This window comes from Phaeacidiphilus oryzae TH49, from assembly GCF_000744815.1.
GTDB classification, from domain to species: Bacteria; Actinomycetota; Actinomycetes; order Streptomycetales; family Streptomycetaceae; genus Phaeacidiphilus; species Phaeacidiphilus oryzae.
The window spans coordinates 3,793,018-3,808,797 of the sequence record NZ_JQMQ01000005.1; the positions used below are offsets into that span (position 1 = coordinate 3,793,018).

Consider the following 15,780-nt stretch of genomic DNA (forward strand, 5'->3'; position numbering starts at 1 on the left):
CTGCCTCAGCTTTGCCCCGCCTCAGCCCGGTTCCGCTCAGTCCCGTGCCGCTCGGCCCCGGCCCGCCTGCCGTGCCTACCCCGTCCGCCCCGCCTGCTCGGCGAGTCGCTGAGCGATGTCGTGCAGTCCGTCGAGGTCGTGGACGTCCCCCGGCAGCGCCGGCACCTCGGCGACCGGGACGTGCGGGTACATCGACACGAACCGGTCCCGCATGCGCCGCTCCCGGGCGATCACCTGGACATGTTCCGCGTGCAGCCGCAGCAGGCCGGCGGTGAGCAGCTCCGCCTCGGCGGGCGCCCCCGAGACCTCCGAGACCTCCGAGGCCTCCGAGATCTCCGAGATCTCCGAGTCTTCCAAGGCCTCCGAGGCCGCCGAGACCTGCGGTGCCTCCGACGCTGCCGTCGCCTCCGGCGGTTCCGAAGCCTCCGGCGGTTCCGACGCCTCGCCGGCCTCCAGCACCTCGGCCGCCGCCAGTGCCCGCTCCGCGGTCAGCTGCGGGGCCTCGGTGGTGTGCACCCGGTTGAGCACCAGCCCGGCCAGCGGCATGTGGTCCGCGTCCAGCCGGTCGACGAAGTACGCCGCCTCCCGCAGCGCGTCCCGTTCCGGGGCGGCCACCACAAGGAACGCCGTGCCCGGCGCCTGGAGCAGCCGGTAGGTGCGGTCCGCGCGCTCCCGGAAGCCGCCGAACATCGAGTCCATGGCGGCCACAAAGGTCGAGACGTCCTCCAGGACGTTCGCCCCGAGCACCTTGCCGAGGACGCCGAACACCCCGGAGAAGACGCCCATCCCGACGTTGAGGAAGCGCATCGCGCTGCGCCCGCCGACCTTGGCCGGCGCGGCCAGGATCCTGATCAGCCGCCCGTCCAGGAAGGAGCCGAGACGCGCGGGGGCGTCCAGGAAGTCCAGCGCGGACCGGCTCGGCGGGGTGTCCACGACGATCAGGTCCCATTCGTCGGTCGCCCGGAGCTGGCCCAGCTTCTCCATGGCCATGTACTCCTGGGTGCCCGCGAAACCGGCCGAGAGCGACTGGTAGAAGGGGTTCTCCAGGATGGTCCTGGCCCGCTCGGGGTCGGCGTGCGAGAGGACCACCTCGTCGAAGGTCCGCTTCATGTCCAGCATCATCGCGTGGAGGCTGCCGGAGCCCTCGCCGCCGTCCTTGACCAGGCGCGGGGTGTTGTCCAGCTCGCTGAGGCCCATCGACTGGGCCAGCCGCCGGGCCGGGTCGATCGTCAGCACCACCACCCGGCGGCCGCGTTCGGCCGCGCGCAGCCCCAGAGCGGCCGCGGTGGTGGTCTTGCCGACGCCGCCTGAGCCGCAGCAGACGATGATCCGGATCTCCGGGTCGTCCAGCAGCGCGTCCGCGTCCAGCGGATCCGCGTCCAGCGCACCGGCCGCCTCGGCCGCAGCCGACGCCGCCGCCTCAGCCGCCGTCGTCCCCTTCGCCTCCGTAGCCTCGCTCACGCCGCCCTCGCTCACGCCGCCCCCTGTTCGGTGAGTTCGCCCGCCAAGCGGTACAGCCCCCCGAGATCGACCGCCTCGGGGCCCTCGGTCAGCAGCGGAAGCTGGTAGCTCGGCAGTCCGAGGTGGTCCAGCTCGGTGCGCTGCTCGCGCTCCAGCTCCACCCGCGAGGCGTGCGCCCTGCCCTCCGCGAGCAGCGGCCCGACCAGCGCGCGGACCGCCTTCTGCGAGCCCCGCCCGCCGCGTCCCGCGCGTCCTCCGCGCCCGCCGAGCCCGGCTGCCGTCAGCGCCTCGGCGATCTCCGCCTCGTGCCTGGCCTGGTCGCCGTGGACGGAGTCCACCGCGGCCCGGTCCAGCAGCGGGGGCCGGACCATGTTGACGATCACCCCGCCGACCGGCAGCCCGGCCGCCCGCAGCTCGGCCACCCCGTCCACGGTCTCCTGCACCGGCATCTCCTCCAGCAGGGTGACCAGGTGGACGGCGGTCTGAGGGGACTTCAGAACCTTCATCACCGCCTGCGCCTGGGTGTGTATCGGCCCGAACCGGGCCAGCCCGGCCACCTCGGTGTTGACGTTCAGGAACCGCGCGATCCGCCCGGTCGGCGGGGCGTCCATCACCACCGCGTCGTAGTACGGGCGCCCGTCCGGGCCCTTGCGCCGGGCGGCCTCGCAGGCCTTGCCGGTGAGCAGCACGTCCCGCAGCCCGGGGGCGATGGTGGTGGCGAAGTCGATGAACCCGACCTTGCGCAGCGCCTTACCCGCGCGGCCGAGCTTGTAGAACATGTCGAGGTATTCGAGCAACGCCAGCTCGGTGTCGATGGCCAGCGCGTACACCTCCCCCGCACTCCCCCCCGCGCGCTGGCCCGGAGGGGCTACGGCGGCGATCTTCCGCTCCTCGTAGGGCAGCGCGGCGATGCCGAACAGCTCGGCGATGCCCTGTCGGCCCTCGACCTCGATCAGCAGGGTGCGCCGGCCCTCGGCGGCCAGAGCCAGAGCGAGCGCGGCGGCGACCGTGGTCTTGCCGGTGCCGCCCTTCCCGGTCACGACGTGCAGCCGCACGCCCTCCCAGTCGCTCGCCGCCCTGCCGGCCGCCTTGGCGCCCTTGGTGCTCCCGCCGCTTCCAGCCTTCTTGGGGGCAGCCGTCTGCCGGCTCCTCCCGGCCGCTGTCGCCATCCGCGGGGCCCTCCGTCCGTCCGCTCGCTCCTCCCGCGAGGGTAACCAGTCCCGGTGCCGTGCCCGGCACGGTCCGCCCAGCCGGTTAGAGTCTCGCCATGACCAAGTGGGAATACCTCACCGCACCCCTGCTGGTGCACAACACCAAGCAGATCCTGGACAACTTCGGCGCGGACGGGTGGGAGCTCGTCCAGGTCGTGCCCGGGCCCAACAACCCCGAGCAGCTGGTCGCCTACTTCAAGCGGGAGAAGCAGTAATGGCGGGCCGGGTCGAGGCCCGCCTCGCCGAGCTCGGCATCGCCCTGCCGGACGTGGTGCCGCCGGTGGCCGCCTACGTGCCGGCCGTCCGCTCCGGCGAGTACGTCTTCACGGCCGGTCAGCTGCCCATGGTGAGCGGCCAGTTGGGGCTCACCGGCAAGGTCGGCGCCGAGGTCACCGCCGAGGAGGCCAAGGAGCAGGCGCGGATCTGCGCGCTCAACGCGCTGGCCGCGGTCAAGTCCGCGATCGGTGACCTGGACCTGATCGAGCGGGTCGTCAAGGTCACCGGCTTCGTGGCCTCCGCGCAGGACTTCACCGGCCAGCCGGGCGTCGTGAACGGCGCCAGTGAGCTGCTCGGCGAGGTGCTCGGCGAGGCCGGGGTGCACGCCCGTAGCGCGGTCGGCGTGGCGGTCCTGCCGATGGACGCCCCGGTCGAGGTGGAGATCCAGGTCCGGGTCCGGGACTGATCAGGGACTGGCCCGACGGCCGGTCACGACCACAGGTCACGACGGCCGGTCACCACGGCCCCGCCACCCCTTCCGGGGAACAGGCGTGCTGTTGTTCGCTTGATCGGGGCCGTACGATCCCGGCATGGCTGAGAGCGCTGACGGCAGGGGACGGACGGCGGAGAGCACGGCGGACCCGGCGAGGAACGGCGTCCGGCCGCGCACCATGCCGCCGTCCTGGCCGCAGCGGATCCGCGCGCTGCTGGACGGCCGGCTGACGCCGGTCCGCCCGCGCCCCGCCGCCACCGTGGTGCTGCTCCGCGACCGCCCCGGCGGCCCGCAGGTCTACCTCCTCCGCCGGCGCCGTTCGATGGCCTTCGCCGCCGGAATGTACGCCTACCCCGGCGGCTCGGTCGACGTCCGGGACGGCGAGCAGGACCTCCACCGGCACTGGGCGGGCCCGGACGCCGAGGCCTGGGGCGAGCGCCTGGGCTGCCCCCCTGCCGAGGCCCAGGCACTGGTCTGCGCCGCCGTGCGGGAGACCTTCGAGGAGTCCGGGGTGCTGCTGGCCGGCGCCGGCGAGGACTCCGTGCTGGCCGACGTCAGCGGCCCGAGCTGGCGCGCGGACCGGGCCGCGCTGGAGGCGCACCAGCTCTCCTTCGCCGAGTTCCTGGACCGCCGCGGCCTGGTGCTCCGCAGCGACCTGCTGGCGGCCTGGGCCCGCTGGATCACCCCGGAGTTCGAGGAGCGCCGCTTCGACACCTGGTTCTTCACCGCGGTCGTCCCGGCCGGCCAGCGCACCGCCGAGGTGCCCGGCGAGGCCGACCGGGTGGTCTGGCTGCGCCCGGAGGAGGCGCTGGCCGAGTACCGGCGCGGCGCCTACGCCCTGATGCCGCCCCAGCTCAGCACTCTCGGCGAGCTGCGCGGGTACGCCGACGCGGCCGAGGTCACGGCCGCCGCCGGGCGCCGGGAGCTGCTCCCGGTACTCGGCCGGGCCTCGCTGGACGAGGAGGGCCGGATCAGCATCCGGTGGCCGGGACACGCCGAGCTGACGATGAACGAGGGAGCCTGAGAGTATGACCGCCGCCGGCACCGCGCCCGGGACGCCCGCCACCACCGTGGGCGGCCAGGCGACCCCCCGCGCCCTGTGCGTCCTCGCTCCCAACCCGTCCCCGATGACCCTGGACGGCACCAACACCTGGATCCTCGCCGAGCCGGGCTCCGAGGAGGCCGTGGTCGTCGACCCGGGGCCCCTGGACGACGCCCATCTGCGGGCGGTGGCGGCCGAGGTGGAGCGCTCCGGGCGGCGGGTCGTGGAGATCCTCCTCACCCACGGCCATCCGGACCACGCCGAGGGCGCCGCCCGCTTCGCCGAGCTCTCCGGCGCACCGGTGCGCGCCCTCGACCCGGCGCTGCGGCTGGGCGAGGAGGGACTGGGCCACGGGGACGTGCTGGAGGTCGGCGGGCTGGAACTGCGGGTGGTCGCCACCCCCGGCCACACCGGCGACTCGCTCTGCTTCCACCTGCCGGCCGACGACGCGGTGCTCACCGGGGACACCGTGCTGGGGCGGGGCACCACCGTGGTGGCGTATCCGGACGGGCGGCTGGGCGACTACCTGGACTCGCTGCGCCGACTGCACGCGCTGACCTCGGACTCCGGGGTCAGCACGGTGCTGCCGGGGCACGGGCCGGTGCTGGCCGACGCGCTCGGGGCGGTCGAGTACTACCTGGCGCACCGGGCGAACCGGCTGGCGCAGGTCGAGACGGCGGTCGAGGCGGGCTGCCGGTCCGCTCGCGCGGTCGTCGAGCACGTCTACGCCGACGTGGACCGCACGCTGTGGCCCGCGGCCGAACTCTCCGTCCGCGCCCAACTGGACTACCTCGGCGAACACGGCCTGATCTAGCCCACCCCGGGCCGCCCCGGGTGCAGCGCCGCAGGCGCGCATCAGGGGCGCGGGGAACTGCGCGGCCAAGCCGCTGCGGCGCCGCGCTCGGCGACGGCCGAGGAGTTGCCGCCCAGTCCCCGTTTCCGAGGGAACCCCGTTCGCGGCGGGCCGCGCAGCCCCCGCAACCCCCGCAGCCCACGCGGCCCCCGCGCCCCTTGAGCCGTCGCGCAGATCCGCCCCGCGGCGTCAGCGCGAGCGCCGCGCCAGGCGTTCGACGTCGAGGAGGATCACCGCGCGAGCCTCCAAGCGGAGCCAGCCGCGCTGCGCGAAGTCGGCCAGCGCCTTGTTGACGGTCTCGCGGGAGGCGCCGACCAGCTGGGCCAGCTCCTCCTGGGTGAGGTCGTGGACGACGTGGATGCCCTCCTCGGACTGCACGCCGAACCGCCGCGAGAGGTCCAGCAGCGCCTTGGCCACCCGCCCGGGCACGTCCGCGAAGACGAGGTCGGACATCACGTCGTTGGTCCGCCGCAGCCGCCGCGAGATCGCCCGGAGCAGCGCCATCGCGACCTCCGGCCGGGCGCCCAGCCACGGCTGCAGGTCGCCGTGGCCCAGCCCCAGCAGCTTGACCTCGGTCAGCGCGGTCGCCGAGGCGGACCGCGGGCCCGGGTCGAAGAGCGCCAGCTCGCCGATCATGTCGCCGGGGCCGACCACCTGGAGCATGCTCTCCCGACCGTCCGCCGAGGCGCGGTGCAGCTTCACCTTGCCCTCGACGATGACGTACAGCCGGTCGCCCGGGTCGCCCTCGTGGAACAGCGCCTCGCCACGCGGCAGCGTGGTCTCGGTCATGGAGGCGCGCAGCTCGGCCGCCTGCTCGTCGTCCAGTGCCGCGAACAGCGGGGCGCGTCGCAGAACGTCGTCCACTACTCGGTCCTCCTCATCGGCCGGTACCCGGGGAGCCTCCTTCGTACTTCCGGAGGAAGCGATCCGCTCCCCATCATGCACGACCGAGAAACAGTGCGATCAATCACAACAAGTGTGTCCTATGGATTCCCCCACCACGCGCCCGGGTCCCGCATACGGCCGCAGACCCGCCCCTACCCGGTGAAGGAGCGGGCCATCCGGGCTCCCGGGGGCCCGGCAGCGGGGGTCCGGGGCGACTTCCCGCGCGGTGTCGGCGGTGGGCCGTAGGCTGATCGGCATGGCGAAGAGCGGTGGGGCCCGGCTGCCGGAGACGCGGACCGGGCTGGTGCGGCAGGCGCGGCGGATCAATCGGGCGCTGGCGGAGGTCTACCCGTACGCGCATCCGGAGCTGGATTTCGAGGATCCCTTCCAGCTGCTGGTGGCCACCGTGCTGTCGGCGCAGACCACCGACCTGCGGGTGAACCAGACGACCCCGGCGCTCTTCGCGAGGTATCCGACCCCGGAGGACATGGCGGCGGCCGTTCCGGAGGAGCTGGAGGAGCTGATCCGGCCGACCGGGTTCTTCCGGGCGAAGGCCAAGGCGCTCCTCGGCCTGTCGGCGAAGCTCCGGGACGACTTCGGCGGCGAGGTGCCCGGCCGCCTGGAGGACCTGGTCACCCTCCCGGGGGTGGGTCGCAAGACGGCCAATGTGGTGCTCGGCAACGCCTTCGGGGTGCCCGGGATCACCGTGGACACCCACTTCGGGCGGCTGGCCCGGCGGTTCGGCTGGACCGGGTCCGAGGACCCGGTGGTGATCGAGCAGGACGTGGCCGGGCTCTTCCCGAAGTCGGAGTGGACGATGCTCTCGCACCGGCTGATCTTCCACGGCCGCCGGGTCTGCCACTCCCGCAAGCCGGCCTGCGGAGCCTGCCCGATCGCCGAGCTCTGCCCGTCGTACGGGGTCGGCGAGGTCGACGCCGAGAAGGCGCGGAAGCTCCTCAAGTACGAGATGGCCGGCCAGCCGGGGCAGCGGCTGAAGCCGCCGGAGGGTTTCCCGGGGGCGCCCGCGGCGCAGGGATGATCCCGAGGAACCGAGGAACACGGCTGAAAGAGGAACACAGCAGAACAGGGGCGGGGTTCGGTCAGGTGCGGGGAACCGGGCCGGACGGAGACGGAGTGGGGCTGTGAGCGAGCATCAGCAGGCGCCGGAGGTGCCGATCCCGGACTGGCTGGAGCCCGTACGCGAGGCCGCCAGGACGGTGCGTCCCGCCCAGTTGAGCCGGATGCTGCCGCCGGAGACCGGCGGCCGCCGCTCCGCTGTGCTGGTGCTCTTCGGCGAGGGCCCGGACGGCCCTGACCTCCTCTTCATCGAGCGGGCCCGGGCGCTGCGCTCGCACGCCGGTCAGCCGTCCTTCCCTGGCGGCTCGCTGGACCCGGAGGACGGCGATCCCGACGGCGAGGGCCCCGTCCGGGCGGCCCTGCGGGAGGCCGAGGAGGAGACGGGTCTCGACCCCTCGGGGGTGGTGGTCTTCGGCCGGCTGCCGAACCTCTACATCCCGGTGAGTGACTTCGTGGTCACCCCGGTGCTCGGCTGGTGGCGGCGGGAGACCCCGGTCGGGCCGGTCGATCCGGCGGAGGTGGCGGCGGTCTTCCGGGCCTCTGTGACGGAACTCACCGACCCGGCCAACCGCGCCTCGCTGCACCATCCGAGCGGGCTGACCGGTCCGGCCTTCCTCATCGGCGACCACCTCATCTGGGGCTTCACCGCCGGGGTGACGGACCGTCTGTTCCACTACTGCGGCTGGGAGAAGCCGTGGGACTCCTCCCGCCGGATCTCCCTCTCCGAATCGTCCATGAGGTTGGCGCTGCGCGAACGGGACGCGTACCGTCGCCGGTCTGCCGGCGGCTGACGCAGCGCTCGTCCGCGGCCGGGAGGCCGTCCGGGGACGGTCCCGGGAACTGCCGGGGCGCCGGCTGCGTGGCACGGGGGGTAGACCGACGATCCCGGCATGGGAAGGTTGACCGGTGAATGTCCTGGACGTCCTGCTGATCATCGCTGCGCTGGGGTTCGCCGTGTCCGGCTACCGGCAGGGCTTCGTCGTGGGCGTGCTCTCCGTGGTGGGCTTCATAGGCGGCGGCCTGATCGCGGTGCAGTTCCTGCCGCTGCTGCTGAAGCACCTCTCGCCGGGCGCGGTCTCCTCGATCGTCGCCGTGGTGGTGGTCATCGTCTGCGCCTCCATCGGCCAGGCGATCACCACCCACTGGGGCTGGCGGCTGCGCAAGCTGGTCGTCCGCGGGCCGATCCGGCCGCTGGACGGGTTCGGCGGCGCGGTGGTCAACGTCGGCGCGATGCTGCTGGTGGCCTGGCTGATCGGGTCGGCGCTGGCCGGCACCTCGCTGCCGACCGTCTCCAAGCAGGTCCGGGAGTCCCGGATCCTGGCGGGGGTGCAGCAGGCGCTGCCGCCCGGGGCCTCCGAGTGGTTCGGCAACTTCTCCTCGGTGCTGGCCAGGAACGGCTTCCCGCAGGTCTTCAACCCCTTCCAGAACGAGCCGATCACCCAGGTGCAGGCGCCCGACCCGGCGCTGGTGCACAGCGCGGGGGTGCGCCGGGCCAGCGGCTCGATCGTCAAGGTCGAGGGGACGGCGAACAGCTGCGGCAAGATCATCGAGGGCTCCGGCTTCGTCTACTCGCCGCACCGGGTGATCACCAACGCCCATGTCGTCGGCGGGGTGACCAGCCCGACCGTGCAGATCGGCGGGGTGGGCTCGCTCTACCGGGCCAAGGTGGTGCTCTACGACCCCGAGCGGGACATCGCGGTGCTCGACGTCCCCTCGCTGGACGCCCCCTCGCTCTCCTTCGCCGGGCCCGCCAAGACCGACGACTCGGCGATCGTGGCCGGCTTCCCGGAGAACGGCCCCTTCGACGTCCAGCCGGCCCGGGTGCGCGGTGAGATCCAGGCCTCGGGCCCGGACATCTACCACAACCAGACCGTGGTGCGGGACGTCTACTCGCTCTACTCGACGGTCCGCCAGGGCAACTCCGGCGGTCCTCTGCTGACGCCGGACGGGCGGGTCTACGGGGTGGTCTTCGCCAAGTCCCTGGACAGCTCGAACACCGGGTACGCGCTGACCGCCGCCGAGGTCCGCTCGGACGCGGCGGCCGGGGAGAACCGCACCCAGCCGGTGGACACCCAGGGCTGCGCGCTCTAGGCCCGCGGGGCTCGGGCGTCCATGGGACGGCGGCTCGGTGGGCTCGGGCCGCTCGGGGGTGGTCGCGCCCTGGAACCGCCTCGAACCGGAGTGCGAGGTACCGCGCGGCGGACCGGGCAGTGGAGGGAGTGTGAGGGCCGGCCCGCCCCGTCCGGACCGCCGCCCGGCGCGCCAAGATCATGCTGATAGCGTCTGGGTGATCGTGTTCCGGGGAGGCGGGCGGAGGCTTCCGCCGCAGGGGGGTCAGAACCTGATGATGGGTCATTCGCACGCCGTCAGCGGGGCGTTGCTGTTCGTCGCCACCTCGCACTTGGTGCCGCCGATGCTGCACCTCCACCTGAACGAGACGGACATAATCCTCGGCACCGTGATCGCCGCCGGCGCGGCCCTGCTGCCGGACCTGGACCACCACGACGGCACCATCGCCAACTTCCTCGGCCCGGTGTCCAAGATCCTCTGCCGCTTCGTCGCCTGGATCTCCGGCGGGCACCGGCACGCGACCCACTCGCTGCTCTTCGTCGCCCTGGTCGCCGCCGGGACCTGGGCCGGGATCCACTACGTCGGCCGCTGGTTCACCCTGGGCCTGACCTTCTTCCTTCTCGCCCTGGCCGTACGGGCGTTGAACCTCTGCCCGCCCGGGCACGGGTTCGCGGCCTGGGGGACCATCGTGGTGGTGGCCGGGGTGGCGACGGTGGTCATCGACAGGTTCATCCCCTCCGAGCCCGGCTGGCTGCCGTACGCCGTGGCGCTGGGCACGCTGGCGCATCTGCTCGGCGACTGCCTCACCAAGCAGGGAGCGCCGCTGCTGTGGCCGCACAAGGAGCGGTACGAGCTGGTGCTGATCCAGCACAGCGGCAACAACGTGGAGACCAAGGTGCTGGTGCCGATCATGGGCCTGGCGACGGTCGCCCTGCTGTGGTTCACCGCGCTGGCCCCCGGCGCGATCAGCTGACCGCCCGCCGGAATCAGGGCTGACCCTCCGTCAGCCCCCGGGTCAGGCCCGGCGGCTGAGCCGGGAGGTGACCCAGCGGGCGCGCCGCCCGATGATGCGGGGGATGCCGACGTGGTCCTGGACGCCCTCCGGGGCGTCGGCGCCGGCGAGGCCTGGGATGCCTCCCCGGAGGTTGAACGGGTCGCTCCCGCCGGCCTGCGCGTGGCGGCGCCGGCTTCGGGAGACTGAGGCAGCACTGACGCGGTCGTGCATCCAGCTCATACAGCAGAACGTGCCCCCGGGGGCGCAGGGGTAATCCCCGGCGCATCCCCGAAATGGCCTATGCGCTTGTCCTATTTGAATACTTGAGCGAGCCGGAGGAGAGCTCGGAAAGCCAGCCCAGCAGCTCCCGGTTGAGCCCCTCCGGGTCCTCCTCCTGCGGGAGATGCCCGACGCCGTCCAGCAGCCGCCACCGGTACGGCGCCGCGACGTACTCCTCGGCGCCCTGGGCGGTGGAGGCCAGCAGCACCGGGTCGAGGGCGCCGTGGAGGTGGAGGACGGGCGCGCGCACCGGGCGCTTCATCCGCCGGGAGAACTGGAAGCCGTCCGGCCGGGCCATCGAGCGCATCAGCCAGCGGAACGGCTCCACCGAGCAGTGGGCGGTCGCCGGGATCCGCATCGCCCGCTGGTAGACCAGCAGGGTCTTCTCGTCCAGCAGGTCGGGGCCGGTCCAGGAGTTGATGTACTCGCCGACCAGCTCTCCGCCGTCCGCGGTGAGCTGACGCTCCGGCAGCCACGGGCGCTGCAGCGCCAGCAGGTGGTCGGCCGCGTGGACCTGCCGCGGGTCGCTGAGCAGCGCCCGCCGCATCCGCCGCGGATGGGCGGCCGAGACCACCGCGAGCCCGCGCACCAGGGACGGCCGCATGGCCGCCGCCGTCCAGGAGAGGAATCCGCCCCAGTCGTGGCCGACCAGCACCGCGTCCGGCTCGCCGAGCGAGCGGACCACCCCGGTGATGTCCAGGGCCAGGTTCGGCGGGTCGTAGCCGCGCGGGGTGTGGTCGCTGCCGCCGACCCCGCGCAGGTCCATCGCCACCGCCCGGTAGCCGGCCTCGGCGAGGGCGGTCATCTGGTGGCGCCAGGTCCACCAGAACAGCGGCCAGCCGTGCACCAGCAGTACGAGGGGCCCCTCGCCGAGCTCGGCGATGTGGAAGCGGGCGCCGTTGGCCGAGACGTCGCGGTGCGTCCACGGCCCTTCGATACGGGTGTCCGGGGTCTGTTCGGAGGACATACCGAGAGCGTGTCACATCCTCGGAGCGGCTGCGTCATCCGAGCGAGCGAACCGGTGGGGCCGGGTCTCCTACCGACGTTCTAGGGATCCCCCGGGGGCGGTACCGGCGGGACGCTAGCGGGACTCGATGGCAGCGCGGTCCGCGGCAGCGGTGAGCTCGCCGTCGGCGGACGAGAGGGCCGGACGCGGCTTCGCCTTCTTCAGCACGTCCACCGTGGCCTTGGAGGACTCGATGGTCTTCTGCGGCGGCTTGACCTTCTTCACGAACCGCACCCCGACCAGCGCCGCGATCCCGGCGACCAGCACATACGCCCCGCCCACGATCAGGAAGCAGGCCCAGAGCGGCAGCGGGATGTTGTGCAGCCCGTAGGCGGCGGCGAAGCTGAACATCGGGATCGAGGCGAGGAAGACCAGCGCGGCCCCGCCGAACGAGGCGCCGCCCACCGCCCCCCGCGTCACGTCCTTCTTGATCTCGACCTTGGCCAGCGCGATCTCGTCGTGCACCAGCTGGGAGAGGTCGGCCGTGGCGGAGGCGAAGAGCTGACCGATGGAACGCTCACCGCCCGACTCGTTCCCCACACCCGTCGCGGGCCCGTCGGCGACAGTGGACATGGCGCGTTCCTTCCGGTCAGGTTCTGGCACTCCATCAGATCATGCCCCCAGCCCGGCGAGGGGCACCACTCGGCCCCCCGCGGGCGGCCGTCCGCTGTCACTCCGACGGGGCAGAGGGCCGCGAGTCGGCGGGGGCCCGCTCCTCGCCCTCCTCCTGCCACAGTCGGCGGTAGTACCGGTTGCGCCGGGCCAGCAGCACCGCCGCGACCAGCGCGCAGAGCACCGAGCCGATCAGCACGGCGGCCTTGCAGCGGTCCGCCAGCCCCAGGTCGCCCGGAAAGGCGAGCTCCGAGACGAGCAGCGAGACCGTGAACCCGATACCGGAGAGTACCGACATGGCGAACAGATCGGCCCACCGCAGTTCGGAATTGAGCTCGGCGCGGGTGAATCTGGCCGCCAGCCAGGTGCCCCCGAAGACCCCCACGGACTTGCCGACCAGCAGGCCGACCACCACCCCGAGCGGCGGGGCCGAGGTGAAGACCTCGCTCAGAACCTTCCCCGAGATCGGCACGCCGGCGGCGAAGAGGGCGAACACCGGGACGCAGAAGCCGGCCGAGAGCGGCCGCAGCAGATGCTCGACGTCCTCCCCCCGGGAGGGGGCCGCGCCCTCGGGCCCCTTGCGGCAGGGCATCAGCAGGCCCATCGCCACCCCGGCCACCGTGGCGTGGACGCCGCTCTCGTGGGTGAGCGCCCAGACCACCAGCGCCAGCGGCAGGTACACGTACCAGCCGCGCACCCGGGCGCGGTGGAGCAGGCCGAAGAAGACCACGCCGAGCGCGGCCAGGCCGAGCGCCCAGAGCTTGATCCCGGAGCTGTAGAAGAGCGCGATGATCAGGATCGCCAGCAGGTCGTCGACCACCGCCAGGGTCAGCAGGAAGGCCCGCAGCGCCGACGGCAGATGGGTGCCGGCGACGGCCAGCACGCCCAGCGCGAACGCGATGTCGGTGGCGGTCGGGATCGCCCAGCCGCCCGGGCGCCCGCCGGACCCCAGGTTGACCAGCGTGAACAGCACGGCCGGCAGCAGTACCCCGCAGACCGCGCCGACCACCGGCAGCACGGCGGCGCGCGGATCGCGGAGCTCGCCCGCGACCAGCTCGCGCTTCAGCTCGATGCCGGCCACGAAGAAGAAGACGGTGAGCAACCCGTCCTTGGCCCAGACGTCGACCGGCAGGTGGAGGTGGACCGCCGAGGGCCCGAGCTCCCAGTGCAGCACCTCGAGATAGCCGCCCGGCCACAGGTTCGCCCAGACGAGCGCGGCCACGGCCGCGGCGATCAGCAGCAGCCCGCCGGTGGTCTCGGCGCGCAGCACGTCGGCCAGGAAGGCCCGCTCCGGCAGCGGCAGCCGGGCCAGGAACTGACGCCGTGTCGGCGGAGTGTCGTTGCCCACAGGCGCAGCGTAGGTATCCCCCGGTCACCCGGCCTGCGCGGTTAGCCCGACCGCCGAACGCGGGACGCCCCCGGCCCCGCCCCGAAGGGCTGGACCAGGGGCGTGGGGAACCGCGTGCCCGGCGGCCGGCCGCGGCCCCGGATCCGGCGACGGCCCGGGCTGCCCCCGGACCCCGCCGCCCACGGCACCGCGCCGGGCCGCTCGCGCTCAGTCCTCGCTGGCCGCGCTGGGCAGCTTCGCCTGGATCAGGTCCATGACGGTGCTGTCGGCCAGCGTGGTGACGTCGCCGATCTGCCGGTTCTCCGCGACGTCGCGGAGGAGGCGGCGCATGATCTTGCCGGACCGGGTCTTCGGCAGCTCGGTCACGGTGAGGATCCGCTTCGGCTTGGCGATCGGCCCGAGCGTCTTGCCCACGTGGTCGCGGAGCTCGGCGAGGAGGGCGTCGCCGTCATCGGAGGCCGCCGTGCCGCGGAGGATGACGAACGCCACGATGGCCTGGCCGGTGGTCGCGTCGGTGGCGCCGACGACCGCGGACTCGGCCACCTTGGGGTGCGAGACCAGCGCCGACTCCACCTCGGTGGTGGAGATGTTGTGACCGGAGACCAGCATCACGTCGTCCACCCGGCCGAGCAGCCAGATGTCGCCGTCGTCGTCCTTCTTGGCGCCGTCGCCGGCGAAGTACCGGCCCGGGAAGCGGGACCAGTAGGTGTCGATGTACCGCTGGTCGTCGCCCCAGATGGTACGGAGCATGGACGGCCACGGCTCGGTCAGCACCAGGTAGCCGCCGGCCCCGTCCGGCACCTCGCGGCCCTCGTCGTCCACCACGGTGGCGGAGATGCCCGGCAGCGGCACCTGGGCCGCGCCCGGCTTGGTCTCGGTGACGCCCGGCAGCGGGCTGATCATGATGGCCCCGGTCTCGGTCTGCCACCAGGTGTCCACGATCGGGCAGCGCTCGCCGCCGATGTTCTTCCGGTACCAGATCCACGCCTCGGGGTTGATCGGCTCGCCGACGCTGCCCAGCACCCGCAGCGAGGAGAGGTCGAACTTGGCGGGGATGTCGTCGCCCCACTTCATGAACGTCCGGATCGCGGTCGGGGCCGCGTAGAGGATGCTCACCTTGTACTTCTGGATGATCTCCCAGAACCGGCCCTGGTGCGGGGTGTCCGGGGTGCCCTCGTACATCACCTGGGTGGCGCCGTTGGAGAGCGGGCCGTATACGAAGTACGAGTGGCCGGTCACCCAGCCGATGTCGGCGGTGCACCAGTAGACGTCGGTCTCCGGCTTGAGGTCGAAGACCGCGTGGTGGGTGTACGAGACCTGGGTCAGATAGCCGCCGGAGGTGTGGAGGATGCCCTTCGGCTTACCGGTCGTCCCCGAGGTGTAGAGGATGAAGAGCGGGTGCTCGGCCTCGAAGGCCTCCGGGGTGTGCTCGGGGGACTGGCCCTCGACCAGCTCGTGCCACCACTTGTCCTTCTCGCCCCAGCTGACGTCCTGGCCGGTCCGGCGGACGACCAGGACGTTCTCGATGGTGGGGCAGCGCGGGACGGCCTCGTCGACGATCGCCTTCAGCGCGTTCGGCTTGCCGCGCCGGTAGCCGCCGTCGGCGGTGATCACCAGCTTGGCGTCGGCGTCCTGGATGCGGGCGGACAGCGCCTCGGCGGAGAAGCCGCCGAAGACCACCGAGTGGGCGGCGCCGATGCGGGCGCAGGCCAGCATGGCGATCGCGGTCTCCGGGATCATCGGCATGTAGACGGCGACCCGGTCGCCCTTCCGGATGCCGAGCTCGGTCAGGGCGTTGGCGGCCTTGCCGACCTCGTCCTTGAGCTGGGCGTAGGTGAGGGTGCGGCCGTCCCCGGGCTCGCCCTCGAAGTGGATGGCCACCCGGTCCCCGTGGCCGGCCTCGACGTGCCGGTCCACGCAGTTGTAGGCCACGTTGAGCCGGCCGTCCTGGAACCACTTGGCGAACGGCGGGTTCGACCAGTCCAGCGTCTCGGTGGGCTCCACCTCCCAGGAGAGGCGGCGGGCCTGCTCCGCCCAGAACGCCAGGCGGTCCTCCTTGGCGTGGGCATAGGCGTCGGCGGTCACGTTGGCGGCGGCTGCGAGCTCCCTAGGAGGCGCGAACCGCCGCTCTTCCTTCAGCAGGTTGGCCAGGCTCTCGTTGCTCAACGTGCTCTCCTCATCGAGTGGTGTGCCCGTGGCCTAGCTCACCAGTAGGAAGGCACTGCTGACAAGA

16 protein-coding genes are annotated in these 15,780 nt (G+C 73.0%); 8 read left to right on the forward strand and 8 right to left on the reverse strand.

The features are described 5' to 3' along the window. Positions 1-75: 75 nt before the first annotated feature. Both BS73_RS20620 and BS73_RS20625 read right to left on the reverse strand, forming a co-directional pair. Positions 76-1,383, reverse strand: coding sequence for an ArsA family ATPase (locus tag BS73_RS20620; protein ID WP_161789741.1), 1,308 nt, complete (start codon positions 1,381-1,383; stop codon positions 76-78). Between the two features lie 89 nt (positions 1,384-1,472). Then, positions 1,473-2,630 carry an ArsA-related P-loop ATPase gene (locus BS73_RS20625; protein ID WP_084704230.1) on the reverse strand — a complete coding sequence of 386 codons (1,158 nt, stop codon included), beginning with the start codon at positions 2,628-2,630 and terminating at the stop codon, positions 1,473-1,475. A 98-nt stretch (positions 2,631-2,728) separates the two neighbouring features. Here BS73_RS20625 and BS73_RS36410 point away from each other — a divergent pair, with 98 nt between their 5' ends. The 4 genes from BS73_RS36410 (at position 2,729) to BS73_RS20640 (ending at position 5,237) form a co-directional block, all read left to right on the forward strand. Beyond that, entirely contained in the window at positions 2,729-2,887 is a 159-nt protein-coding gene (locus tag BS73_RS36410; RefSeq protein WP_084704231.1) for a DUF4177 domain-containing protein, read from the forward strand. After that, a complete protein-coding gene (locus tag BS73_RS20630) occupies positions 2,887-3,354 on the forward strand; it encodes a RidA family protein (RefSeq protein ID WP_037574611.1) in 468 nt (155 codons plus the stop codon). Before BS73_RS36410 ends, BS73_RS20630 begins: the two co-directional genes overlap by 1 nt. 205 nt (positions 3,355-3,559) lie before the next feature. After that, positions 3,560-4,405, forward strand: coding sequence for an NUDIX hydrolase (locus BS73_RS20635; protein WP_037574614.1), 846 nt, complete (start codon positions 3,560-3,562; stop codon positions 4,403-4,405). 4 nt (positions 4,406-4,409) lie between these two features. Continuing rightward, the gene (locus tag BS73_RS20640) at positions 4,410-5,237 is read left to right on the forward strand and encodes an MBL fold metallo-hydrolase (RefSeq protein ID WP_037574617.1); all 828 of its coding nucleotides are present in this window, start codon (positions 4,410-4,412) and stop codon (positions 5,235-5,237) included. A gap of 228 nt (positions 5,238-5,465) precedes the next feature. Here BS73_RS20640 and BS73_RS20645 read toward each other — a convergent pair whose 3' ends face one another. Then, positions 5,466-6,140, reverse strand: coding sequence for a Crp/Fnr family transcriptional regulator (locus BS73_RS20645; RefSeq protein WP_037574620.1), 675 nt, complete (start codon positions 6,138-6,140; stop codon positions 5,466-5,468). A gap of 277 nt (positions 6,141-6,417) precedes the next feature. Between BS73_RS20645 and nth the strand changes: the two genes are divergently transcribed. From nth to BS73_RS20665, 4 genes are all read left to right on the forward strand, one after another. After that, on the forward strand, positions 6,418-7,200 hold the full coding sequence (nth, locus tag BS73_RS20650; RefSeq protein ID WP_037574623.1) for an endonuclease III: 783 nt from the start codon (positions 6,418-6,420) through the stop codon (positions 7,198-7,200). Between the two features lie 103 nt (positions 7,201-7,303). Continuing rightward, the gene (locus BS73_RS20655; RefSeq protein WP_051940170.1) at positions 7,304-8,029 is read left to right on the forward strand and encodes an NUDIX hydrolase; all 726 of its coding nucleotides are present in this window, start codon (positions 7,304-7,306) and stop codon (positions 8,027-8,029) included. A 115-nt stretch (positions 8,030-8,144) separates the two neighbouring features. Further along, positions 8,145-9,329, forward strand: a complete 1,185-nt coding sequence (locus BS73_RS20660; RefSeq protein WP_037574626.1) for a MarP family serine protease — start codon at positions 8,145-8,147, stop codon at positions 9,327-9,329. 253 nt (positions 9,330-9,582) lie between these two features. Beyond that, positions 9,583-10,281: a metal-dependent hydrolase gene (locus BS73_RS20665; RefSeq protein WP_037574629.1), complete on the forward strand. Its 699-nt coding sequence runs from the start codon at positions 9,583-9,585 to the stop codon at positions 10,279-10,281. Between the two features lie 42 nt (positions 10,282-10,323). Here BS73_RS20665 and BS73_RS20670 read toward each other — a convergent pair whose 3' ends face one another. From BS73_RS20670 to acs, 5 genes are all read right to left on the reverse strand, one after another. Continuing rightward, on the reverse strand, positions 10,324-10,542 hold the full coding sequence (locus BS73_RS20670) for a hypothetical protein (protein WP_037574632.1): 219 nt from the start codon (positions 10,540-10,542) through the stop codon (positions 10,324-10,326). Between the two features lie 58 nt (positions 10,543-10,600). Continuing rightward, positions 10,601-11,548, reverse strand: a complete 948-nt coding sequence (locus BS73_RS20675) for an alpha/beta fold hydrolase (RefSeq protein WP_051940171.1) — start codon at positions 11,546-11,548, stop codon at positions 10,601-10,603. Between the two features lie 114 nt (positions 11,549-11,662). Then, positions 11,663-12,160, reverse strand: a complete 498-nt coding sequence (locus BS73_RS20680; protein WP_051940172.1) for a phage holin family protein — start codon at positions 12,158-12,160, stop codon at positions 11,663-11,665. 97 nt (positions 12,161-12,257) lie between these two features. Further along, positions 12,258-13,547, reverse strand: coding sequence for a Na+/H+ antiporter NhaA (gene nhaA / locus BS73_RS20685; RefSeq protein WP_051940173.1), 1,290 nt, complete (start codon positions 13,545-13,547; stop codon positions 12,258-12,260). A 207-nt stretch (positions 13,548-13,754) separates the two neighbouring features. Further along, positions 13,755-15,713, reverse strand: coding sequence for an acetate--CoA ligase (gene acs, locus BS73_RS20690; RefSeq protein ID WP_037574635.1), 1,959 nt, complete (start codon positions 15,711-15,713; stop codon positions 13,755-13,757). Between the last annotated feature and the right edge of the window lie 67 nt (positions 15,714-15,780).